Below are 19,021 nucleotides of genomic sequence, written 5' to 3' on the forward strand. Positions count from 1 at the left end.
TATGGCCAGCAGCCGCCTCCGCCGGGGCCGGGTGGTTACGGCCAGCAGGAGTCTCCTCCCGGTCGTTGATCCGATGCCCCGGCGAGTGGTTCATGACGGTCGCTCGGGGGATGTGGCGTGGGGGATGCGGTGGGTCGACCTCTCCGGCCAACCATAACTATTCGTCCTACTTCGGGCATTTCCCGCGCCGACGACGGCGTGTTGTCCGCTGAGCCGCGCATCTGCGTGCGAGCGTCCTAACGTGCCCGCCTCCATGCAGCCGCCCCGACTGCCGCGACGCCTCACCGATCGGATCTGGCAGCGGGGCGGACGGCCTCTGGCGGAGGCGGTCGCCGCGTCGGCCGCGGGCCTGATCTTCATCGAATTCGTCGTTCTGGTTGTGTGGGGAGCCGACACCGGCTCCTCCACCGGACCCGCCGCGGCTCTGCGCGTCGGAGCCGATCTGTGGCTTGCCGCTCACGGAACGACGCTGCGGCTCCCTGACGGGATCATCGCGTTCCGGCCGTTGGGCCTCGCCCTCTTTCCGCTGGCCGCGGCGCTGAGCGCGGCGCATCGGCGGGCGAGCGCGGCACCACTGCAGTCGCATGCCGTGCTCAACCGGATGCCCCTGGGCCGGACGCCCCTGGGCCGGGTGTCGCTGAACCGGGTCTCGCTCGGTCGGATGCCGCTGGGCCGGGTGTCGCGGTTGCGGCCCGCACGGTTCGGCGGAGGGCGCCCCGCCGCTTCGGGGGCGAACCCCGGGGACTCCCGCGGGGGCCGATGCCGGTCGGATGGCGCCCCCGGGGTCCCCTGGCGGGCCGTGGCGGGCGACGTCATCGGCGTCGTGGGCGCCCAGACTCTCTTCGTCGTGGTCGTCGCGGTCATCGTGCGCACGCATTCGGTACGGCCGACCCCCGGTTCCGCGGCGCTGGGGACGGTCGCGTTCGGGATACCGGCAGCCCTGCTCGGCGCGCTGGCCGGTCGCCATCGGCTGCGCACGGCATGGCGGATGCTGCCCGTGATGCTGCGCGTCCCCCTGCTGTCCGGCGCGGCGGCGTTCATGGCGTTGCTGGCGGCCGCCGCGTTCGGGGTCGCGCTGGTGCTCGCGGCGACCGAGCCCGAGGTCGCCGCCGCCGAGCGCTCGCTCGACGTGGGCGCGCTCGGGGGTCTCGGGCTCACGGCGACCCAGCTTGCGCTGCTGCCCAACCTGGTCCTCTGGGGTCTGTCCTACGCCCTTGGACCAGGATTTCGAACGGGTTCGGGTCTGGTCCGGGCGGATGTCGTCCGCCCGGCCGATCTACCGGACCTCCCGGTGCTGGCGGCCCTTCCGCCGAGCGCGTTGCCCAGGCCCGGGTGGCTCGTGCTGGCGCTGGTGCCCGTCGTGGCCGGAGTCGTGCTTGCTGTCATGGTCCATCGGGCGAGCCTGGGACGCCGCTCCCGGGCTCGCCTCCTGACCGTCCTGCTCGGGGCGGTGGTCTGCGGTGCCCTCGTGGGTCTGGCGGTCCAGGTGTCGATGGGACAGGTCGGGACCGTGACGGGTCAGGGCAACCACTATGGTCCCTCGTCCGGATGGCTGTGCGGCCTGATTGCCGGGGGGGAGACCGCGCTTGTCGGACTCCTGTTGATCGGCGGCATCGACCTGGCGGCCCGTCGGGCCGAGCGGCCGTTCGTCGCCGACGACGCGGCGGCGTCCTCCTGGTGGCGCCGGCTGCAGCCATCCGGCTCATGGTCGTCAGCCCGGCTGTCACGACGACACCCCTGACTGGCCTCGCGGCCCCGCTGTCGCGGCCTCGTCGAGGTCTGTGGGTCCGCAGCTTCCCGCCCGGCGTGGATCTTTCCCCGCCCGCTCCCTCCCCGCCCGCCCGGCACCCCGTCGGCATCCGAAAACTGTCCGCGCAGTCGGTTACCGTGACCGCACTGGATCATCTTCACGGAGGTCGTCGTGGCGGTCACGGTCGCCCGTATCCGGGCTGAAGCACTCCGCCTGCGGGAGCTGGGCTGGTCCTATCGCCGCATCGCCCGAAGACTGCAGGCCCGCCATCACCTGAGCGCGCTCGTCGCGTTCCGCCTCGCGCACGGCTGGACGCAGGAGGAGGCCGCACGCCGCTGGAACGAGCGGTGGCCCGGTTCTGGGCCGGCCAAGACCGGTAAGACCTTCTCGTACTGGGAGAGCTGGCCGGCCAAGGGCAGCCGGGCGCCTTCCACGCAGGTCCTGTCACGGCTGGCTGAGCTCTACCTGTGCCGGCCGGGTGATCTGCTGGACGGGCGGGACTACGGCGAACTCGACGAGGGCTTCGAGGGAGGGGCGGGCCCCGCGGCCTCCGTCGGGTGCACCTGCGCAGCAGGCGGCACGGAGGAGGACGGGTGTGCGGGGCTGCGCTCGTTGGCTGACGGGCTGTCGTCTCCGGCGGCCTGCGAGGTCCCGTCCGCCCAGGCCCTCGACGCGTGGCTGGCAAATCTCCTCGCCGGATGGGTTCCGGCGGCATGATCGGCAGTCCCGGGCTCGGGTGGCCGCCTGGCGGGCCGCGCCCGGCGGGCGCCGGTGCGCGCGTTTCCGGTGGGAAGCGGCGGAGCTGGTCGAGTCAGTACAGTCGGACCGGCCATTGTTCCGCCGTCGTCCGCAGGTGGCGGTTGCGCAGCGGGCGGCTCGTCGCGTCGCCTGATTCTGCTTACGGAGTGTGTTTGTGTCTGCTCGTCTCGTCGTACTCGCCTCGGGAGCGGGAACCACCCTGCAGGCGATCCTCGACGCAACCGCGGACCCCGGGTTCGGCGCGGCGGTCGTGGCGGTCGGCACCGACCGCTACGGCACCGGAGCGGAACGGCGGGCCCGGGCCTCGGGGGTCCCGGTGTTCACCGTTCGTCTCGAGGACCACCCGGACCGGGATGCCTTCAACGCCGCGACGGCCGGGCGGATCGCCGAATTCGCGCCCGATCTGTTGGTCCTGGCGGGTTACATGAAGATTCTCAGTGCCCGGGTGATCGGCCGGTTCCGGACGATCAACACCCACCCGTCGCTGCTGCCTGCCTTTCCGGGAGCCACCGCGGTGCGTGACGCGTTGGCCGCCGGGGTGAAGGTCAGCGGGGTGACGGTGCACTGGGTCGACGAAGGCGTCGACACCGGTCCGATCATCGCTCAGCGGGCGGTGCCGGTTGAGCCAGGCGATACCGAGCAGACACTTCATGCACGGATCCAGAGCGTCGAGCGAGGACTGTTCGTCGCGACGATCGGCGGGATCGTGCGGGCCGGGAGCGGCGACTCGACCCCGGCCGGACATCGGCGGGGCGAGCATGGGTCTCCCGCATCGGCAGAAGTTTGGGTACAGGAGGAATCATGACGTCATCGGGCGAAGGTGTGGCCGGCGAGGGCGGGGCTGTCCGCGGATCCGAACCCGGCGAAGTGGTCCCCACCGGGCGGCGGCCGCTGCGACGGGCGCTTGTCAGCGTCTACGACAAGAGCGGGCTCGACGTCCTCGCGGAGGCGTTCCTTGCGGCCGACGTCGAGGTGGTCTCGACCGGTTCGACCGCCGACGTCCTGGCCCGTCACGGGCTGGCGGTCACACCGGTGAGCACCGTGACCGGATTTCCGGAGGTGCTGGGCGGTCGCGTCAAGACGCTGCACCCCCACGTGCACGCCGGTCTGTTGGCCGATCTGCGTAACGCCGAGCACGCCGCGGTGTTGGCCGAACTCGACATCGCTCCGTTCGACCTGGTCGTCGTCAATCTGTACCCGTTCGCCGCGACAGTCGCCGCCGGTGCGAGCGAGGACGAGGCGATCGAGCAGATCGACATCGGCGGTCCGGCCATGATCCGCGCGGCGGCGAAGAACCATGCGTCGGTCGCCGTTGTCGTCGCACCCGGCGACTACGCCGAGCTGGCCGCCGCAGTCCGCGGATCCGGATATGATCTTCCCGCTCGCCGCCGGCTCGCCGCGAAGGCGTTCGCCCACACCGCGGCGTACGACATCGCCGTGTCCTCGTGGTTCGCCGGCGTCGTCGCGCCGGACGAGGTGGCGCGGGAGAGCGGATGGCCCGACGTGCTGTCCGCGCAGTGGCACCGTACGGAGGTCCTGCGTTACGGCGAGAACCCCCATCAGCGCGCCGCGCTCTACGTGGAGAGCGACGCCGAGGGTCGGCCCGGCCTCGCCTCGGCCCGTCAGCTGCACGGCAAGCAGATGTCCTACAACAACTACACCGACACCGACGCCGCCCGCCGAGCGGTGTTCGACTTCACCGAGCCCGCCGTGGCCGTGATCAAGCACGCCAACCCCTGCGGCATCGCGATCGGCGCCACCATCGCCGAGGCCCACCGCAAGGCGCATGCCTGCGACCCGGTCTCCGCCTTCGGCGGGGTGATCGCGACCAACCGTCCGGTCTCGGGCGAGCTCGCCGAACAGATCGCGGAGATCTTCACCGAGGTCGTCGTCGCACCGGCCTACGAACCCGCCGCGGTGGAGATCCTCTCTCGTAAGCCGTCGATCCGGCTGCTGGAGTGCCCACCGCCGCCGCACCAGCGCGGGATCGAACTGCGCCAGATCAGCGGAGGCCTGCTCCTGCAGTCGCGGGACGCCGTCGATGCGCCGGGCGACGAGCCGTCCGGATGGACGCTGGAGGCGGGATCACCTGCGGACGAGGCCCTGCTGGCCGAGTTGCGGTTCGCCTGGCGGGCGGTGCGCTCCGTGAAGTCGAACGCCATCCTCCTCGCGTCCGGCGGTGCCACCGTCGGAGTCGGGATGGGCCAGGTGAACCGGGTGGACGCTGCCCGGCTCGCGGTGACCCGGGCAGGGGACCGGGCGAAGGGGGCTGTCGCCGCGAGCGACGCCTATTTCCCGTTCCCCGACGGTTTCGAGGTGCTCGCCGAGGCGGGGGTGCGGGCCGTGGTCGAACCGGGCGGGTCGGTGCGCGACGAGCTCGTCATCACGGCTGCCCGGGAGGCCGGCGTCACGCTCTACTTCAGCGGTGTCCGCCACTTCGCGCACTGACAGCGGGCCACCCAGGCCGGTGGCACCGGCGTGTGTTCCGCCAGCCATCGGCCGAAGCCTTTGTCGAGGAGGTCGTCGGCGGCCCCGGCACGCATGTCTTCACCGGCGCATGTCTTCACCGGAATCGGCGGCCCCATCGCAGATGCCCGTCCGTACGCCGATACTCCAGTTCGATCGAAGGAGTCGGCTCCACGGCGTCGCCGATGATCCCGGTCCCGGTGCTCGCCACGACGCCGGGTGCCCCCGGCCCGTCGGCGCGCGTGTCCGGTGGGGCACTGGGCAGGCGTCCGGGATGCCGGTCGACCTCCGGTAGATGATCGCTGTCAGATCGATGATCGGCCTGGGACAGCGATAATCTGGCCGCGCCGGGCCGGCCTCCCGTCCACCCGTCCGCTCCGGATGGCCATGGCGGATCGGACGACTGCTGATCGGTGCCCGGTCGTCTGTCCCCGGACGTTCTGTCCCGACCCGCCGGCAGGCTGGCCTCGGTCGATGTTCCGACCGGCTCTGGTGGCTCTGGTGGTTCGTCCGTGGCGCCGCCCAACGGCGCCGTGCGCCGTTCGGTGCCCTCACTTCACGAGGCGGCGTTCGCCTCCGCGGCCGCCGAGCCCCGGCGCCCGCTGGCGCTGCCGTTGGACGTCGTTGCCGTTGGGCTGGCCGCCGCCGCGAGCACACCGCCGGGCTGGTCGCCGTTCGGCACATAGCGCTGGGCTACCCAGTCCAGGGCGTCGCGCCAGCTCGCGCCGTAGAGCACCGAGATCCGATCCGCCGTCTGCCTCGCCAGCGCCTGGACGAACACCCGGTCGTCGCTGTCCAGGTGTCGGGCGTCCCCGAAGGTCTCCCAGGCCCGGAACATCAGTTCCTGCAGCTTCTTGCTGTGTGGTGATTCGTCTGTCACGTCACGCTCCATCCCACTTGGGCACTGCGGCCGGAAGTCTGCCCTAAGCCTGCATGATGCCTATAGGTGGGGGTGCTGCATATTGTGCGCGTGATGTGCTCGGATGGGGTAATCGTATCCTTGGTCGCTGGCATGTGATATAGGGCTGTCATCCCCGCTTCGGCAGGTCGTGGCATCGGGCAGATCACCGTCGTGGAGGATCCGCCGCCCGACGGGCCGGCCGTTCACCCGGGCCACCCCTGCGTGGCCTCGGCGTGGCCCCGCCGTGCTCCCTGCGCCCGTGGGCGCCGATGCCGCAGGCGGCCTACCGTGTGTCCGTAAGGACCGATGCCCTGGTTGGATTGGTGTTCGATGCATCCTGCACTTGGGTGGAAGTCGTCGCCGATGACGGCGGGGACGCCACCATGTCCCGTACGGGACCACTGTCCAGCAGGAGATCTCGACCGCTGCCGGAGGCGAGGGTGACCGACGCGGTGCGCCGCTCCGGCCCGGCTCGACCCGGGGATGATCCAGGCCGCCCCGGGCCGGGGGGGCGGCACCGATCCGGCGGATATTCCGGCGGATATGAGGCGCCCGATCCCCGGGCGGAACGGGCAGAGCTGCCGCCGCGCCGCGCTGGGGCGGAAGCGGACCGGCGGCGTCCGTCGTGGCCGGGCACCGCCCGCGTTGACGTCTTCCGTCCGAGCGAGGATCGTGACGAGCGCCTTCCTGCCGAGTATNGCGGGTTGCGCCGGTTCGACCGTCCCGTTCCGCCGACGCCGGCCCCGCCGGCCGCCCCGGGTCAGCCCGGATCGTCCCCACCGGAGCGGGTCGCGGGCGACGGCATCCCATCGCACGACCCGTGGCGTTCGGTGTCCTCCCCGCTGGTCGGCCTCGGGGAGCACCGGAAGCCGGCGGTCGGTGCGGAGCCTGGGCCACCCGTGGCAGGGACCATCTCCGGATCCCGGAGAACACCGGTCCCAGCTGCCNCCCCGCCGCCACTCGTCACGCCCGGCGCACCCGCCGGGCCCGGGCCTGCCGAGCCCGGCAGGCGTGGCGACGGGGGCGGGATCGGCGGCTGGCTACGGCAGGAGGCCACCTTCGCGTTGGTGCTCGCCGGGGTCACCGTCGGGCTGATGCTGGTCTTCCAGGACAGATGGCGCCGAGGAATGGTGGTCGTCGGCGTGGTCCTGGTGATGGCCGCTTTGGCCCGTCTGGTGCTGCCGGCACGGCGGATCGGCCTGCTGGCGGTGCGAGGACGGGCCTTCGATGTGAGTATTCTCCTCCTGTTTGGAGTATCTGTGATAATCCTCACATTCGCCGTTCCCTACGTCGGCCCGTGACGGCTTGTCCACCGCACTCGGCCCGTGGCCGTCGCGGGTCTTGCCGGGATGGGTCGGGCGCGGCCCGTGACGGGTTAGCGCAGGCCGGTCATGGTGCGCCGCATCGCCAGACGGGTCAGGGAACTCGTCGGGATGGTGCCGCGGCCCAGCCCGATCTCGACGAGCATGTCGTACAGCTCGGTACGGGTGCGGGCGGCCCGGACCGCCGCGTCCATCAGGGTGCGGCGCCGCCCGGCGAGACCGGCGAGCAGAGCCGTGTGCCGCAGATGCCGTCCCAGCTCCGCGTCGAGAGCGCGTCGGTAGACCCGGCCCGCGGCGGCCGGGTGCGCCGCGCGGACGGCGGCATGCCCGGCCAGCGACCCCGACAGCACCGCGTAGTAGATGCCCTCCCCGGTCAGGGGGTTGATCAGGGAGGCCGCATCCCCGGCGAGCAGCACGGGACCGTTCGGCTGCCGGGGGCGATGGGTCGACAGCGGCAGATGATGGGCCCGCAGCGTGGCCGGGTGCGCCGGTGTCTCGGGCAGCATGCGGGCGAGCGTGCGACGCAGGACGGTCTTGGCACTCGTTCCGTCCGTCCCGCCGGCCAGCCGGGACCGCAGCATCCCGTAGCCGATGTTCGCACGGCCGTCGCCGATCGGGAACGACCAGGCGTAGGCCGGCCAACCCTCGTCGGTCATGTGGATGAACTGTTCGGGGGGGCCGTCGCCGAAGGCGACCTCGGTATAGGCCCGCACGGCGATCGCCATTGCCCCGGGGGGGTTACCCGGCAGCCCGAGCCCGCGGCGTACCGCGGAGTTTGCGCCGTCCGCGCCGATGACGACCCGCGCCGTGAGCGAGCCGTTGACCACGACGACCGGCTCCCGTCCCCGACCGTCCAAGCGCGGCCGGTCGGTAAACTCCAGGGACCGCACGCGCCGCCGGATCAGCTGAGCTCCACGTGCCTGGGCGGCGGCCACGAGACGGGCGTCGAAGACCTCCCTGGGTACCACGTAGTTGGCTCGGGCTGAGGGAGTGGCCACCTCGGCGCCCCCTGGGGTGCGCAGGCGCATGCGGTCCACCGGCCGGTACCCGGCGACCGCATCGGTCACGCCGAGATCACGCAGGACGTCCAGGCCGTGTGGGGCGATGCCGTCACCGCAGGTCTTGTCCCGGGGGAACTCGGCGGCGTCGGCGATGACGACGTGTGCGTCCGGGCGTTCCCGCAGGGCGCCCAGAGCCGCCGCGCTGCCGGCCGGGCCGCCCCCGACGACAAGGACGTCAATCGTACGGGAGAGCAGGTCGGCAGCCTCGTCCACGCGCACGATCGGGGTGGCGACGGTGATCGTGTCAGCATCCTTGACCGGCCCTGCCGTCACGTATCGTGGTCCCGCGGTTCCCGCGTTGTCACGTCTCTCCGCCCGTTCCCGCGGACCTGGGCCGTCTCCCGGGGCCACGCCGTCCCCCGGGGCCACGCCGGATCCTCGGGTATCCGTGGGGGGGTTCTCTCCGAGGTGCTCGTCACGCGGGGCGGGCGGGCCGGANGGGGATGNGGGGGTCTGCACGCCCGCCAGTCTCGCAGCCGGCTGCCCCCCGGGGGGACGCATGCCCCGCCTTGCCGGGCCCGCGGGGTGGAACCGGGTGCCTGGGTCGTCGGGACCGGCGGGAAAACCTCGTACAGTGCGGAACGTGGACGCTCTTGGACAGGTGGCGGCGTGGCCGGTCGAGACCGTCGCGGTCGTGGTGATGGGTCGGGAGGACGAGGCGGTCGGACCGGGTGCGGGGTCCGGGTGGCCGGGCGCAGCGGTGACCCCGCGGGTCCGGGAGGTGGCGCGGACCGGACCACTCGATCATCTCTTCCGGCTGGCCTCGGTGTCGAAGCTGCTCAGCGCCTATGCGGTCCTGATCGCCGTGGAGGAGGGCGCGATCGGGCTCGACGATCCCGCCGGACCCCCCAGGTCCACCGTGGCTCATCTGCTCGCCCACACCTCCGGGCTCGCGTTCTCGGGGACCCGCGTATTGGCCCCCCCGGGTACCCGTCGCATCTACTCCAACACCGGGTTCGAGCGACTGGGGGAGGCGCTGGAGAAGGCGACCAGCATCGCCTTCGCCGACTACCTCGCCCAGGCGGTCTTCGAGCCCCTCGGGATGCACGATGCCCGGCTGACGGGATCCCCGGCCTCCGGCGTGACGGCGACGCTTGCCGACATGCGACGCTTCGCTGCCGAGCTCCTCGCCCCGACGCTGATCACCTCCGCGACGTTCGCCACGGCCATCTCGGTCGCCTTTCCCGGACTTGCCGGCGTGCTGCCGGGTTTCGGCCAGCAGACCCCCAACGACTGGGGACTCGGCTTCGAGATCCGCGGCGACAAGCACCCGCACTGGACGGGCAGCTCCAACGCGCCGTCGACCTTCGGCCACTTCGGGCAGAGCGGGACCTTCCTGTGGGTGGATCCCGTCGCCCGCCTCGCATGTGTGACTCTTTGTGATCGTGATTTTGGCGAGTGGGCCCAGCGAGTCTGGCCACCGCTGGCGGACGCGATCCTGGCGCAGGCCCCCTCGTGGTCCGCAAACCGCTTGGCGTGACGTGCGAGAAAGGGCGGGTGCGGCGCAGCCGTCGGTGAGCATTTCCGGTCGGATGCCGGTTTTTCCCGAGGGTATTGTCAGCTTTTGGTCATGATCTGGAATCCGCATCCCCTTCCCATGGTCCGCGCGGGACGGCCGTGGCTCATGGGCCATGATGTCGGCATGCTTCCTCGGCGAGACCGATCCCGACGGCCGGTTCTTCACCCGGCGCAGGCAGGCATGTGGATACGCAGAGTAGCGATCGTCACTGCTTTCGTCGGGGAGCCGGTCCCGCATGACTGAGGGGGTGAACGGTCATACCGTCCAGGTTGTCCCGGCCGTTGATCCCGGTGAATCGGTCGATCCGCTCGGTTCCGCGACTCGGGTGGACATCGGGGTGGCGATCGGCATCCCCGAGCCGTACCGCACAGAGCTTCAGGACTGGCGGGAGCGACTCGGCGACCCGAACGCAGCCCTCATCGTCCCGCACGTCACCCTGCTGGGTCCGACCTCCGTCGGGTTCGTGGAGCTGCCCATGATCGAGCGCCACCTCGCGCAGACGGCGCGGACGAACTCCCCGTTCACCATCCGCCTGCGGGGATCCGGCACGTTCCGGCCGTTGTCCCCGGTCGTGTTCGTCGCCCTCGCCATGGGTATTCTCCGGTGCGAGAAACTGGCGGCGGTGGTACGGTCCGGTCCTCTCGACCGGCCGCTCAGCTTCGCCTACCATCCGCACGTCACCGTCGCGCACGATCTTGCCGAGGACGCGTTAGATCGCGCCTTTGATGCGCTCGCCGAATATCAGGCGCAGTTCGAGGTCAACGGATTCGGGCTGTACGAAAGAGGCGCCGACCTGCGCTGGCGGCAACTACGCTTCTTCCCGTTCGGTCGCCCTGAGCGTGGGCCGGAACCGGTGGGCGGCGGGGGGCGACGCGCCACACTCGGATCTCGGGAGTGAGCGCACGTCGTCGGGGGACAGTAACGAATGTGACGGGACCTCGTCAGGCGGTACGGGCCGGTGTCGGGACGGTTTCCGGTACCGCTGTGGCGGTACGCCGGAAACGTCCGTTTCTCGATCACCTCGTCCGGGCATATTCCCGCTACACAGCCGATGGCGGTGATCGTCTCGCGGCGTCGGCGACCTACTTCGCGTTCCTGTCATTCTTCCCGCTGATCGCGCTGGCCTTCGCGGTCACCGGCTTCGTCGTAGACGCGTACCCCGATGTGCAGGAGAGCCTGACCCGGCAGATCAACGACTATCTTCCGGGCCTGGCGGACAAGCTCGACGTCGCCTCGATTGGCAACGCCAAGGTCGGTGTGGGCATTATCGGTCTTGCCGGCCTCCTGCTCGCCGGACTCGCGTGGATCGACGCGCTGCGGGACGCCATCCGTCTCGTATGGCACCAGGNCATCGATGTCGGCAACATCATCACCCGGCGGCTGCGGGATGTCACGGTGCTCGCGGGACTGGGGCTGACTCTGTTGGCCTCACTCGTCGTGACCAGCCTCTCGACCTCGGCCACCGGGTCATTCCTGAGCTGGATCGGATTGTCCGGCAGCACCGCCGCGGCCTGGGTGACCGGCCTACTGGCCCTGCTTGTCGCCCTCGCGATCGACACCGCGGTTTTCCTCTATCTGTTCTGGCGGCTGCCGCAGCAGACCGACCGGGTGCGGACGGTCCGGGGTGCGGTGCTCGGCGCCGTCGGAGTCGAGATCCTCAAGATCGTCGGCACCTGGCTAGTCGGGCAAACCATGAGCAATCCGGTGTACGGTACGTTCGCGGTGATCGTCGGGTTGCTCATCTGGATCAACATTGTCATGCGATGGACGCTGTTCGTCGCGGCCTGGACCGTGACGGCGCCCTACAACTCCGACGTCTTCCCCTCCGGTTCGGCAGCCCGGCATACCGTCTCCGAGGCGGCCGACCGCGCGGCGGCGGGGAGCGCGGGCGCGGCAGGCGCGGGATCCACGGGGCCGGAGTCCTACCGGTCGAGCGGCTCGCCGAACCCGGAGGCCTCCCGCCGCCTGGTGCCCGGCTCCCAGAACGGCTCGACGCCGCTCGCGCCTGCTTCATCCGACCCGTCGNCGGCGAAGCCATCCTCGGCCGGACCGGTGCGGGTGGCGTCGGAGAGCANCCCGCGTGGCACGGTGCCCCTCCCCGCCCGGGTACGGGCATTTCTGCGCCGCCGCATACCCTCGGGGACATCCAGCAGATCGGACTGATCAGGTCCGGCAGCCGGCCTCAGCGTTACGGACACGTGTCCGTAACGCGGTGCGGGCGGCCGACCCGACGGGCGCTCGACGTCCCGGAGGCCCGCCGCCGCGTGCCGCCGCCGGCGCTGGCGTCGGCGTACCCGGGCGGCCCGATGGGTGAGTGCGGTGAGCAGGCATGCTACGACGGTGCAGCCGATCGCGATCCAGGTTATCGGGCCGATGTCGCTGCCAGGATCGCCCGCGCGGGCGACTCCGTGCCGCGAGGAGGAAGAGGAGGATGTTGCCGTGCCGGCGGTCGGCGCGACCCCTGGACCCGCCGGGCTGATGGAGGGCCGGTCTCCCGCGGGCCCGCTCGACGCCGCCGCCGTCGCCCCGGGGTTCGCGAGATACCCGACCGGGGTGACCGTGTCGGCGTGCGCGAAGCCCCAGTCGAGCAGCGCGCGCGCGTCCTTGCCGTAGGCGGGAGCCGTCCGCAGCAGGGCGACGATGAGGGTGTGGCCGCCGCGGGTGGCCGCGCCGACGAACGTCGCGCCGGCCGCGATGGTGTAGCCGTTCTTCACCCCGATAGTCCCCTCGTAGGAACGCAGCAGGGCGTTGTGGTTCTGGATCTCGAAGCGGGTGCTCCCCCGGCCGGCGAGCGAGGCGCGCGGGATCGTCAGGTAGCCGCGCACCGTCGGGTTGTCCAACGCCGCCCGACCGAGCACGGCTAGGTCGTGCACACTGGTGACCTGGCCGGGACTGTCCAGTCCGGTCGGGTCACCGGCGACGGTGTCCGTTGCGCCGAGTGACCTGGCTAGAGCGTTCATCCGCTGCAGCACGGCGGGAGTTCCCCCGCTCGCCTGGACCAGGGCCATGGTCGCGTCGTTTCCGCTGGAGATCAGCATGGCGGTCGCCAGGTCACGGACGGTGTATCCGACCCCCGGCACGAGACCGACCTTCGTGCCGTCCACCCGAGGGGCGTTCTCGTCGACCGTCACGACCTGGTCCGGCGGCAGGCCGGGCAGCACGGTCAGCGCGGTCAGGATTTTCATCGTGCTGGCCGGGAGATCCTGGGCGTGTGGGCGGTAGGCGGCGAGGATGGCGCCGCTTCCCGCGTCCGCGACAAGCCACTCGGCGGCCGTGAGACCGGCCGGGGGAGCGGAGTCGGAAGCGGCGGTGGGTGCCGGTGCGGCGAGCGGGACGGTGGGCGGGACCGCGGGTGGGGCGCTGGCCGCAGCCGGCGGCCCGAGGCCGGCCGCGGGGGACGCGGCGGTACCCAGGCCGCTCGTGGGACCGGGAGTGGGTGCGGGGACGGCCGCGGTCGCTGGAACGATCTTCAGGAACGGGGTGAGGATTGCTCCGAGGACCGCCACGGCCACCAGCGCCCGCCCGAGGCTTCCGCGGAGGCGACGCGGGTCATGCCGGGGCGGACAGGGGACACGCACCTGCCGAACGCTACTGGGTTGACCCGTTCCGCAGAAGGGTGGTTACGACCCGTGTCGCGAGTGGACGTTTCCTGGGTAGGAATCCACTGGTTGCGGCTTTCCCAATGAATGCCAGGAGGAGCCCGTATGGGCAGAGAGACTATGGTGCCCGTGCGTTGTAACTCCTCTGTTCTTGAGGTGCGTCGTCGCGCCGGCCTCCCGGGTGGGGTCGTCGAGCGTGGTCTTCGGGGTGGGACCGGTGGCGATGGTCGGCGTCGTTTTCCTGTCGGGACCGCCGTTTTCGCGGTTCCCGGTGCGGGTGGCATACCCGGCGTCCGTGGAGTGAGGGGGGATGCCGGTCGTGCTCACACCCGTGGTGTTCCTGCGCTTGTGGTGCTTGGGCCGCCGGGGGCGTTCCGGGTTCCCGATGTTCGGCTTGCCCGTGGCGGGTGGGCCCTCGGTCTCGGGGNCGCTCGTTTNCCGGGGGGCACCACCGGGGGTGGGCGTCGGCCCGCCGTGCCGTGACGGCGATCGTGCGGCGGTCGGCTCCCGTTCATCCGACGCCGTCTGGGGCGGAACGCGAACCGCGTCCCGCACCAGACTCTCGATGTCGCCGCGAAGAGATTCGAGTTGGCCGGCCAGCTCGCCGCGCATGTACTGCCGGGTCGCCGCATCGCTCTGGGCAAGCCGGAGCGCGGCGATCTCACGCGCGAGAAACTCGGTGTCTTCCCGCATACGTACAGCGACCGCCCGATCCTCGGCCAGCGAGGCACGGTCACGGTCGTCCTGTCGGTTCTGGGCGAGCAGGATCAACGGTGCCGCGTAGGCGGCCTGGGTCGAGAAGGCCAGGTTCAGCAGGATGAAAGGGTAGGGATCCCACCGCAGCAGCGGTAGCGCGATGTTCAAGGCTATCCAGACGATCACGATACAGGTCTGAATGGCGAGGTAGCGCCCGGTTCCCAGGAAACGGGCGATGGCCTCCGCGAAGCGACTGACCGATTCCCGGTCCATGCCCCGGGGGATCAGTGTGACCCGGCCGGAGGCGGGCAGGTCGAGACGCTCGGTGCAGGCACGACGACGTCCCGCGGTCCGCGATGTTGAGATGCTCATGGAAGGTCCCCCTCCGCGCGCCCCAGCCACTGCCGGACAGCTGCGAGCGCGCATTCCTCGAGCAGGCCGCGGGCGGCATCGCCACGGCGACCTCTGGTCGATACGACTTCGATCGACCGCACCTGCTTGTGCACTGCTCGCGGCCCACGCGACTGCCGACCCGGACGGATCAGGGAAGCGCGGCCGGGACAGGATGGCTCCGTGCTACCGGCATGAACCGGTCGGGCCGGGAGAGCGGTGACCGTCGTCTCCGAGGCGGAGACGACGTCGCCGACGGCACGGCCGCACCGGACAGGAGGGCCGTGCGTCCGAACAGGCCGGACTTCCGAACAGTGCCCCGGGCGTCGTCTACCCGGGTTCCGTGGACGCGGGCCGGGCGCGACGGTGCGCGCTCATCGGCCCGGGATTCAGTGCTGGCTGACGTCCACGAGCAGGAAGCGGCCTTTACTGGAGCACCCGCCAGGACTCACAGCGGCCACCTCCTCGTGTTGGTCCTCCGTAGAGGATTTTTCGGGGGCTTGTCAAGGATAACCGCCGGAGCTGTTCCCCAACCCACCGGGGCACCCGTGATACCGGTCGCGGTGACGTCACCCGAAGCGGGGACTGTCAGCGGGCGGCGGGGGCCGGGNGGGATACAGCGGCAGCAGCATCGGAACGAAGACCTTGACGGTCGGATCGTCGGTGACGGGTTTCGGCCCGCCCAGGACGAGGAATCCGTGGCGGGCGTAGAGGCGCCGCGCCGGACGGTTCCCGGGGACCACCCAGAGCTTCACCGCCTCCGCGCCCGCCTGGCGGGCCCAGTCGATCGCGGTGGCCAGGAGGGTGTCGGCGGCTCCGGTGCCCCGCGCCTCGGGAGCGACCCACATGGCGCCGAGTTCCCGTAACCAGGGACGGCCCACCGGGGTGAAGCCCTGCACCATCCCGGCGGCCTCGCCAGCCACGGCGACGATGGCCACCAGATCGGCGGACGAGTAGGCTCCGGCGCGGGCGCGGGCGTCCCACTCCTCGGCGGGCAGCGCGCTCGCCTCGGCCAGGGTCTGCCAGAACGCCGAAGGAGCATCGGTGAGCGCGGCAAGACGCAGCCTTCGCAACAGCATTCCTTCGTCTGGTCCGATCCGGCGCCCCCGGATGTCGTCGGCCCCCACCACCGCTCCCTCCCTCCCGCCGTCTGGCCCGCCGACCTGGCCCGCCGACCTGGCCCGCCTTGCGGATCCCTTGCGCATCCTCCGTGTCAGTGCCGCCCGTGACCAGACCGTCGGCCGGGAGAGGTCGGTGTTGTGCGGGACAGGCCGGTGTTGCGCGTAATCGGTCCGGCCTTTACCGCAAAGTGCTCCCGGGCAGCGAGGGAAGCGCGGATACTGATCAAAGCGGCGGGACGGCGGAGGAGTCGCGCGAGATGATCTATCGTGGGTAGGCCCGTCTCGTTGATCGTGCGGCATGACGGGCCTTCGTGGTCGGCCTGGTCCCCGCAGTGCCCGGGGCTGGCGATGGCCCAGCCGTCCGCCGCGGAGCTGCGGGCCGCGTTGCCCGACGTCCTCGCGTGGTACTTCGGTGAGGCCACCGAGATCGACGCGCAGATCCACGTCGAGCGGAGGCTGTGCGGTGGCGTCGCCGTCCGGATCGCCCAGGATGCGCAACTGTGGGAACGTCAGCTGGTCGCCGACCGGCTGGGCGAGGCCTTGGCCGCCGGGGACCAGGCGGCGCGGCTGCGTGCGGCCCCGGGCAACGCGGCCGGCGAGGTGATCTATGTCTGCGCGCTGCAGTCGGACCGCGTCTCCTGGCTGACGGGCCAGCTGGAGGATGAGAACGACGCGGTCGTGGCCACCCTCCCGGTGGCCGAGACGATGCTGTGGACCATGCGGTTCGGAGCGGCCCGCAGCGGGGCCGGGGAATCGGTCCAGCCGCCCGCCTACCGTCCCGACACGACGTTCAGCGAGGTGATGCGGACCTTCGCCGGGCCGCTCCAGCACCTGCGGGCGTGAGCCGCGGGACGTCGAAGGCCATGGTCGTCGGATCGTGGTTCTTCGTCGGCCGGCCCCTCCGGGCCGGGTTGTCCGATCGACCTCGCAGCGCGACTATCCGTGCCGTGGTCGCGATTCCCGCTGGGTGTGCCCTTCTCCATGANCTCCTCGTTCGTCATCGAAGAACAGCCACATCGCCAGCGTGAAGTACACCATCACCCGTGCGGGCAGTTTCCGGGACCGTTTCTCAACCCGGCCCGTCTCCACCAGAACATCGTCCACAAGATCATGGTGAACGAGGCCAGTCAGCACTCCGAGCGAAATATGATCCGTNAACCTTCCTGCCGGCCTGCCGCACCCATTCTTACTCGTCACCACGGAATTCTACCGCGACCGATATGACCGCTCCACGACGACAACCGCACCAACAAGATCAATCCACTGAAGTGGATCTTGTCGGTGCGGTTCTTAATTCACTGGCATTGCGCCTTGGATCGACTCCCACCTGAAAAGCACAGCCTGACTCTTCGGCTTTTGCTGGCGGAAGTGCAGGGTTCGACAAAAACCGTCTAGTCTTGCTGCTGCGTACGTAGGAGCAAACACGGGTCAAATGGCCCATCAATCTCTTCCTGGATTGGATCTTGAATGGGAGGCTACTACGGGGACCGGGGTAGTGAGGCGGGGTGAGCGCCGATCCCGTGCGCAGGCACCGTACGGGATGCGTGGCTCAGGGGCGCTTGGGTGCCAAGCAACCGTGTACACAACCCGACTTGCAACGGCCAGATGGCCCACGTCCAGACGCCGACTGCGATCAAGAACCAGGACGCACGCTTTGAGAGGGTCACCCCTCCAGCTTGCACCCGGGATCCCGTCGGGCTCAGGTGAGCAACATCCTAAGCTCCTCCGCCTCGATGCCCGCCTGGCGCAGAACAGAGGCGAGAGTGCCCGTCGCCAGCTCCCGGTGGAGCGGCACGATCACAACCCGAGCGCTCTCCTTGTGCCGCAGCTTGCAGTGCGAGCCACGAGTAGCGACCTCCTCGAAGCCGGCACGCCCCAGAGCCTTCACCACCTTCGCCCCGGAGATCCGAGGCAGCGCGGGTGTCACGCCGACAGGCGGATGTCCAGCGGAGCGACGATGGGACCGTCCGCGGCGGTCACGGGGAACGGCTGGTCCTCGAAGTACAGCTCCAGCGCCTCGCGAAGATTCGCCAGCGACTCCTCGACGCTGGCTCCCTGGCTGGTCACCTCGACCTCCAAAGCCCGCGCCACATACCAGTCACCCTCGTGCGTGACGACAGCCGTCAGCCGCGCCGCTCGCTCCATGGAGATCAGCCTAGCCGTCCCTGCCACACCTGGCGAAGCGCTCACCGCCACCTCCTCGACATGATCAACAAGCCCCCTGTCGACCATACGAGCAGAAGCCATCTCCAACGGCCCGAGTACACACGAGAGGCACGAGGCCACCCCCGACTCGCTGGAATACCTAGGTCATAAATGAATGCTCTACAAATTCGGCCATAGGTTGCCGGGTAGTGTACACGGCGTAGGTCGTGATCAACGCTGGCAGCGAGGGGTGGCACAGTGGGCACTCTAGGCGCCGGATTTGTCCGGGTTTCTACAGGTAGCCAGGACGAGACGTCACAGGTCAAGATCCTTACCGAGGAAGCCTCTCAACGCGGAATCACGATCGTCAAGTGGTTCACGCTTCACGGGTACTCGGCCAGCCACGGAGCGCAGGAACCTGCCCTGCGAGAAGCAATCGCCGATATCCAGCGTCGGGATTACACGACTTTGATGGTTACCGAGTCGTCGCGGCTTGACCGCCGTGACGACTCGGATGCGCAAGCGGAGATCCTGCTCAGCATTCGGTCCGCGGGTGGCGACATCGTCTCAGTTGCCGAACCTCAGTTCGGCAAGACTGACTTCGCCGGTCGTATCGTCACTCTCGTTGCTCAGCACGCGAATGCGGAGAAGTCCAAGACGGTCAAGGCAACCACCTACCGTGGCGTTTCCATGATTATCGCGAACGGCGCGCACCATGGTCCGCTTCCGTCGTTCTGGGCGACTAGAGGAGAACGCTACGCAAAGCAAGCGTACTGCGCAGACCCGGAATCCGTTAGAGATATTTACGGGCGGGTCGCCAACGGCGATTCCCTGCTCTCCATTGGCCGGGCATACGATCTGCATTCGACATCGATCAGGACGCTTATTCAATTCGCCGCAAATCACACCGGCGTCGAGGAATGCAGGTACCAGGGTGACCCGCAAAGTCTGTTTGTGCAGGTAGACGGTGTGAGACGGGGTGCGGGGGGCTGGGGCCGGTGGTGGTGTGAGGATCCGGGCCCGGCTGCTGTTTCGTCGCTGTGAGTAGCGCGTGTGAGGGTGGGTTCCGGCGCCGGCGGAAACGCCACCGATGACGTTCTGTGACAGCCGGTGGGGTGGGTGGGGNGGTGGGGCCGTGGGGTCCGGGGGAACAACGGCGGGCCACCACGGTGAGGGTGGCTGCGGTGAGGCAACGGGGTCCCGGTAGGACGGGGATTGCCTAGATCACCAGCCGTAGGGAGCCCCGTTGCCGGTCCAGTCTCGCATGCCCGTCACTCCCACCGATCTCGGAC

The 19,021-nt window shown here is 70.2% G+C and carries 16 protein-coding genes and 2 pseudogenes; 10 read left to right on the top strand and 8 right to left on the bottom strand.

Features of this window, described 5'->3' with window-relative positions; all coding sequences use genetic code 11:
* The first annotated feature begins 253 nt into the window (after nucleotides 1–253).
* The 4 genes from ALLO2_RS03565 (at nucleotide 254) to purH (ending at nucleotide 4,957) form a co-directional block, all read left to right on the top strand.
* Nucleotides 254–1,741 (top strand): DUF6350 family protein, encoded by a 1,488-nt coding sequence (locus ALLO2_RS03565; RefSeq protein ID WP_011435107.1) that lies wholly within the window; start codon nucleotides 254–256, stop codon nucleotides 1,739–1,741.
* Nucleotides 1,742–1,921: 180 nt separating this feature from the next.
* Nucleotides 1,922–2,467 (top strand): helix-turn-helix domain-containing protein, encoded by a 546-nt coding sequence (locus ALLO2_RS03570; protein ID WP_011435108.1) that lies wholly within the window; start codon nucleotides 1,922–1,924, stop codon nucleotides 2,465–2,467.
* A gap of 196 nt (nucleotides 2,468–2,663) precedes the next feature.
* A complete protein-coding gene (gene purN / locus ALLO2_RS03575; RefSeq protein ID WP_011435109.1) occupies nucleotides 2,664–3,314 on the top strand; it encodes a phosphoribosylglycinamide formyltransferase in 651 nt (216 codons plus the stop codon).
* Nucleotides 3,311–4,957 carry a bifunctional phosphoribosylaminoimidazolecarboxamide formyltransferase/IMP cyclohydrolase gene (gene purH, locus ALLO2_RS03580; protein ID WP_011435110.1) on the top strand — a complete coding sequence of 549 codons (1,647 nt, stop codon included), beginning with the start codon at nucleotides 3,311–3,313 and terminating at the stop codon, nucleotides 4,955–4,957. The genes purN and purH overlap by 4 nt, the downstream gene beginning before the upstream one ends.
* 574 nt (nucleotides 4,958–5,531) lie before the next feature.
* On the opposite strand, the gene ALLO2_RS03585 is transcribed toward purH, so the two are convergent.
* The gene (locus ALLO2_RS03585; RefSeq protein WP_011435111.1) at nucleotides 5,532–5,855 is read right to left on the bottom strand and encodes a hypothetical protein; all 324 of its coding nucleotides are present in this window, start codon (nucleotides 5,853–5,855) and stop codon (nucleotides 5,532–5,534) included.
* Between the two features lie 920 nt (nucleotides 5,856–6,775).
* Between ALLO2_RS03585 and ALLO2_RS26895 the strand changes: the two genes are divergently transcribed.
* Nucleotides 6,776–7,177 carry a DUF3017 domain-containing protein gene (locus ALLO2_RS26895; protein ID WP_232234855.1) on the top strand — a complete coding sequence of 134 codons (402 nt, stop codon included), beginning with the start codon at nucleotides 6,776–6,778 and terminating at the stop codon, nucleotides 7,175–7,177.
* 74 nt (nucleotides 7,178–7,251) lie between these two features.
* Here the strand turns inward: ALLO2_RS26895 and ALLO2_RS03595 are convergent, their stop codons facing one another.
* A complete protein-coding gene (locus ALLO2_RS03595; RefSeq protein ID WP_232234856.1) occupies nucleotides 7,252–8,532 on the bottom strand; it encodes an NAD(P)/FAD-dependent oxidoreductase in 1,281 nt (426 codons plus the stop codon).
* A 310-nt stretch (nucleotides 8,533–8,842) separates the two neighbouring features.
* Between ALLO2_RS03595 and ALLO2_RS03600 the strand changes: the two genes are divergently transcribed.
* The 3 genes from ALLO2_RS03600 to ALLO2_RS03610 all read left to right on the top strand — a co-directional run bounded on the left by ALLO2_RS03600 (nucleotide 8,843) and on the right by ALLO2_RS03610 (nucleotide 11,941).
* Nucleotides 8,843–9,739, top strand: coding sequence for a serine hydrolase (locus ALLO2_RS03600; protein WP_035729730.1), 897 nt, complete (start codon nucleotides 8,843–8,845; stop codon nucleotides 9,737–9,739).
* 274 nt (nucleotides 9,740–10,013) lie between these two features.
* Nucleotides 10,014–10,676, top strand: a complete 663-nt coding sequence (locus tag ALLO2_RS03605) for a 2'-5' RNA ligase family protein (RefSeq protein ID WP_023839762.1) — start codon at nucleotides 10,014–10,016, stop codon at nucleotides 10,674–10,676.
* Nucleotides 10,677–10,762: 86 nt separating this feature from the next.
* The gene (locus tag ALLO2_RS03610; RefSeq protein ID WP_369808117.1) at nucleotides 10,763–11,941 is read left to right on the top strand and encodes a YihY/virulence factor BrkB family protein; all 1,179 of its coding nucleotides are present in this window, start codon (nucleotides 10,763–10,765) and stop codon (nucleotides 11,939–11,941) included.
* A gap of 476 nt (nucleotides 11,942–12,417) precedes the next feature.
* Here ALLO2_RS03610 and ALLO2_RS28030 read toward each other — a convergent pair.
* From ALLO2_RS28030 to ALLO2_RS03630, 3 genes and pseudogenes are all read right to left on the bottom strand, one after another.
* Nucleotides 12,418–13,356 (bottom strand): annotated as a pseudogene (locus ALLO2_RS28030) (D-alanyl-D-alanine carboxypeptidase family protein); the annotation flags it as partial.
* A 42-nt stretch (nucleotides 13,357–13,398) separates the two neighbouring features.
* Nucleotides 13,399–14,445 carry a DUF1003 domain-containing protein gene (locus ALLO2_RS23920; protein ID WP_084588339.1) on the bottom strand — a complete coding sequence of 349 codons (1,047 nt, stop codon included), beginning with the start codon at nucleotides 14,443–14,445 and terminating at the stop codon, nucleotides 13,399–13,401.
* Nucleotides 14,446–15,032: 587 nt separating this feature from the next.
* Nucleotides 15,033–15,590 (bottom strand): GNAT family N-acetyltransferase, encoded by a 558-nt coding sequence (locus tag ALLO2_RS03630; protein WP_232234857.1) that lies wholly within the window; start codon nucleotides 15,588–15,590, stop codon nucleotides 15,033–15,035.
* Nucleotides 15,591–15,851: 261 nt separating this feature from the next.
* Here ALLO2_RS03630 and ALLO2_RS03635 point away from each other — a divergent pair, with 261 nt between their 5' ends.
* Entirely contained in the window at nucleotides 15,852–16,427 is a 576-nt protein-coding gene (locus ALLO2_RS03635) for a hypothetical protein (RefSeq protein ID WP_023839759.1), read from the top strand.
* A 150-nt stretch (nucleotides 16,428–16,577) separates the two neighbouring features.
* Here the strand turns inward: ALLO2_RS03635 and ALLO2_RS23925 are convergent.
* The 3 genes and pseudogenes from ALLO2_RS23925 to ALLO2_RS03645 form a co-directional block, all read right to left on the bottom strand.
* Nucleotides 16,578–16,784: pseudogene (locus ALLO2_RS23925) on the bottom strand (transposase domain-containing protein); the annotation flags it as partial.
* A 499-nt stretch (nucleotides 16,785–17,283) separates the two neighbouring features.
* The gene (locus tag ALLO2_RS03640) at nucleotides 17,284–17,511 is read right to left on the bottom strand and encodes a type II toxin-antitoxin system HicA family toxin (RefSeq protein ID WP_011435122.1); all 228 of its coding nucleotides are present in this window, start codon (nucleotides 17,509–17,511) and stop codon (nucleotides 17,284–17,286) included.
* Nucleotides 17,508–17,729 (bottom strand): type II toxin-antitoxin system HicB family antitoxin, encoded by a 222-nt coding sequence (locus ALLO2_RS03645; RefSeq protein WP_023839758.1) that lies wholly within the window; start codon nucleotides 17,727–17,729, stop codon nucleotides 17,508–17,510. Before ALLO2_RS03645 ends, ALLO2_RS03640 begins: the two co-directional genes overlap by 4 nt.
* Before the next feature lie 258 nt (nucleotides 17,730–17,987).
* On the opposite strand from ALLO2_RS03645, the gene ALLO2_RS23935 reads away from it, so the two are divergent.
* Nucleotides 17,988–18,773: a recombinase family protein gene (locus ALLO2_RS23935; RefSeq protein WP_023839757.1), complete on the top strand. Its 786-nt coding sequence runs from the start codon at nucleotides 17,988–17,990 to the stop codon at nucleotides 18,771–18,773.
* Nucleotides 18,774–19,021 lie beyond the last annotated feature (248 nt).

Origin of the sequence: Frankia sp. Allo2, assembly GCF_000733325.1 — a bacterium.
Classification (GTDB): domain Bacteria; phylum Actinomycetota; class Actinomycetes; order Frankiales; family Frankiaceae; genus Frankia; species Frankia casuarinae.

Excerpts from the sequence above, each read along its gene's own strand:
- ALLO2_RS03565 (WP_011435107.1), top strand. The coding sequence starts at position 254 with ATGCAGCCGCCCCGACTGCCGCGACGCCTCACCGATCGGATCTGGCAG.
- purH (WP_011435110.1), top strand. The coding sequence starts at position 3,311 with ATGACGTCATCGGGCGAAGGTGTGGCCGGCGAGGGCGGGGCTGTCCGC.
- ALLO2_RS03605 (WP_023839762.1), top strand. The coding sequence starts at position 10,014 with ATGACTGAGGGGGTGAACGGTCATACCGTCCAGGTTGTCCCGGCCGTT.
- ALLO2_RS03645 (WP_023839758.1), bottom strand. The coding sequence starts at position 17,729 with ATGGAGCGAGCGGCGCGGCTGACGGCTGTCGTCACGCACGAGGGTGAC.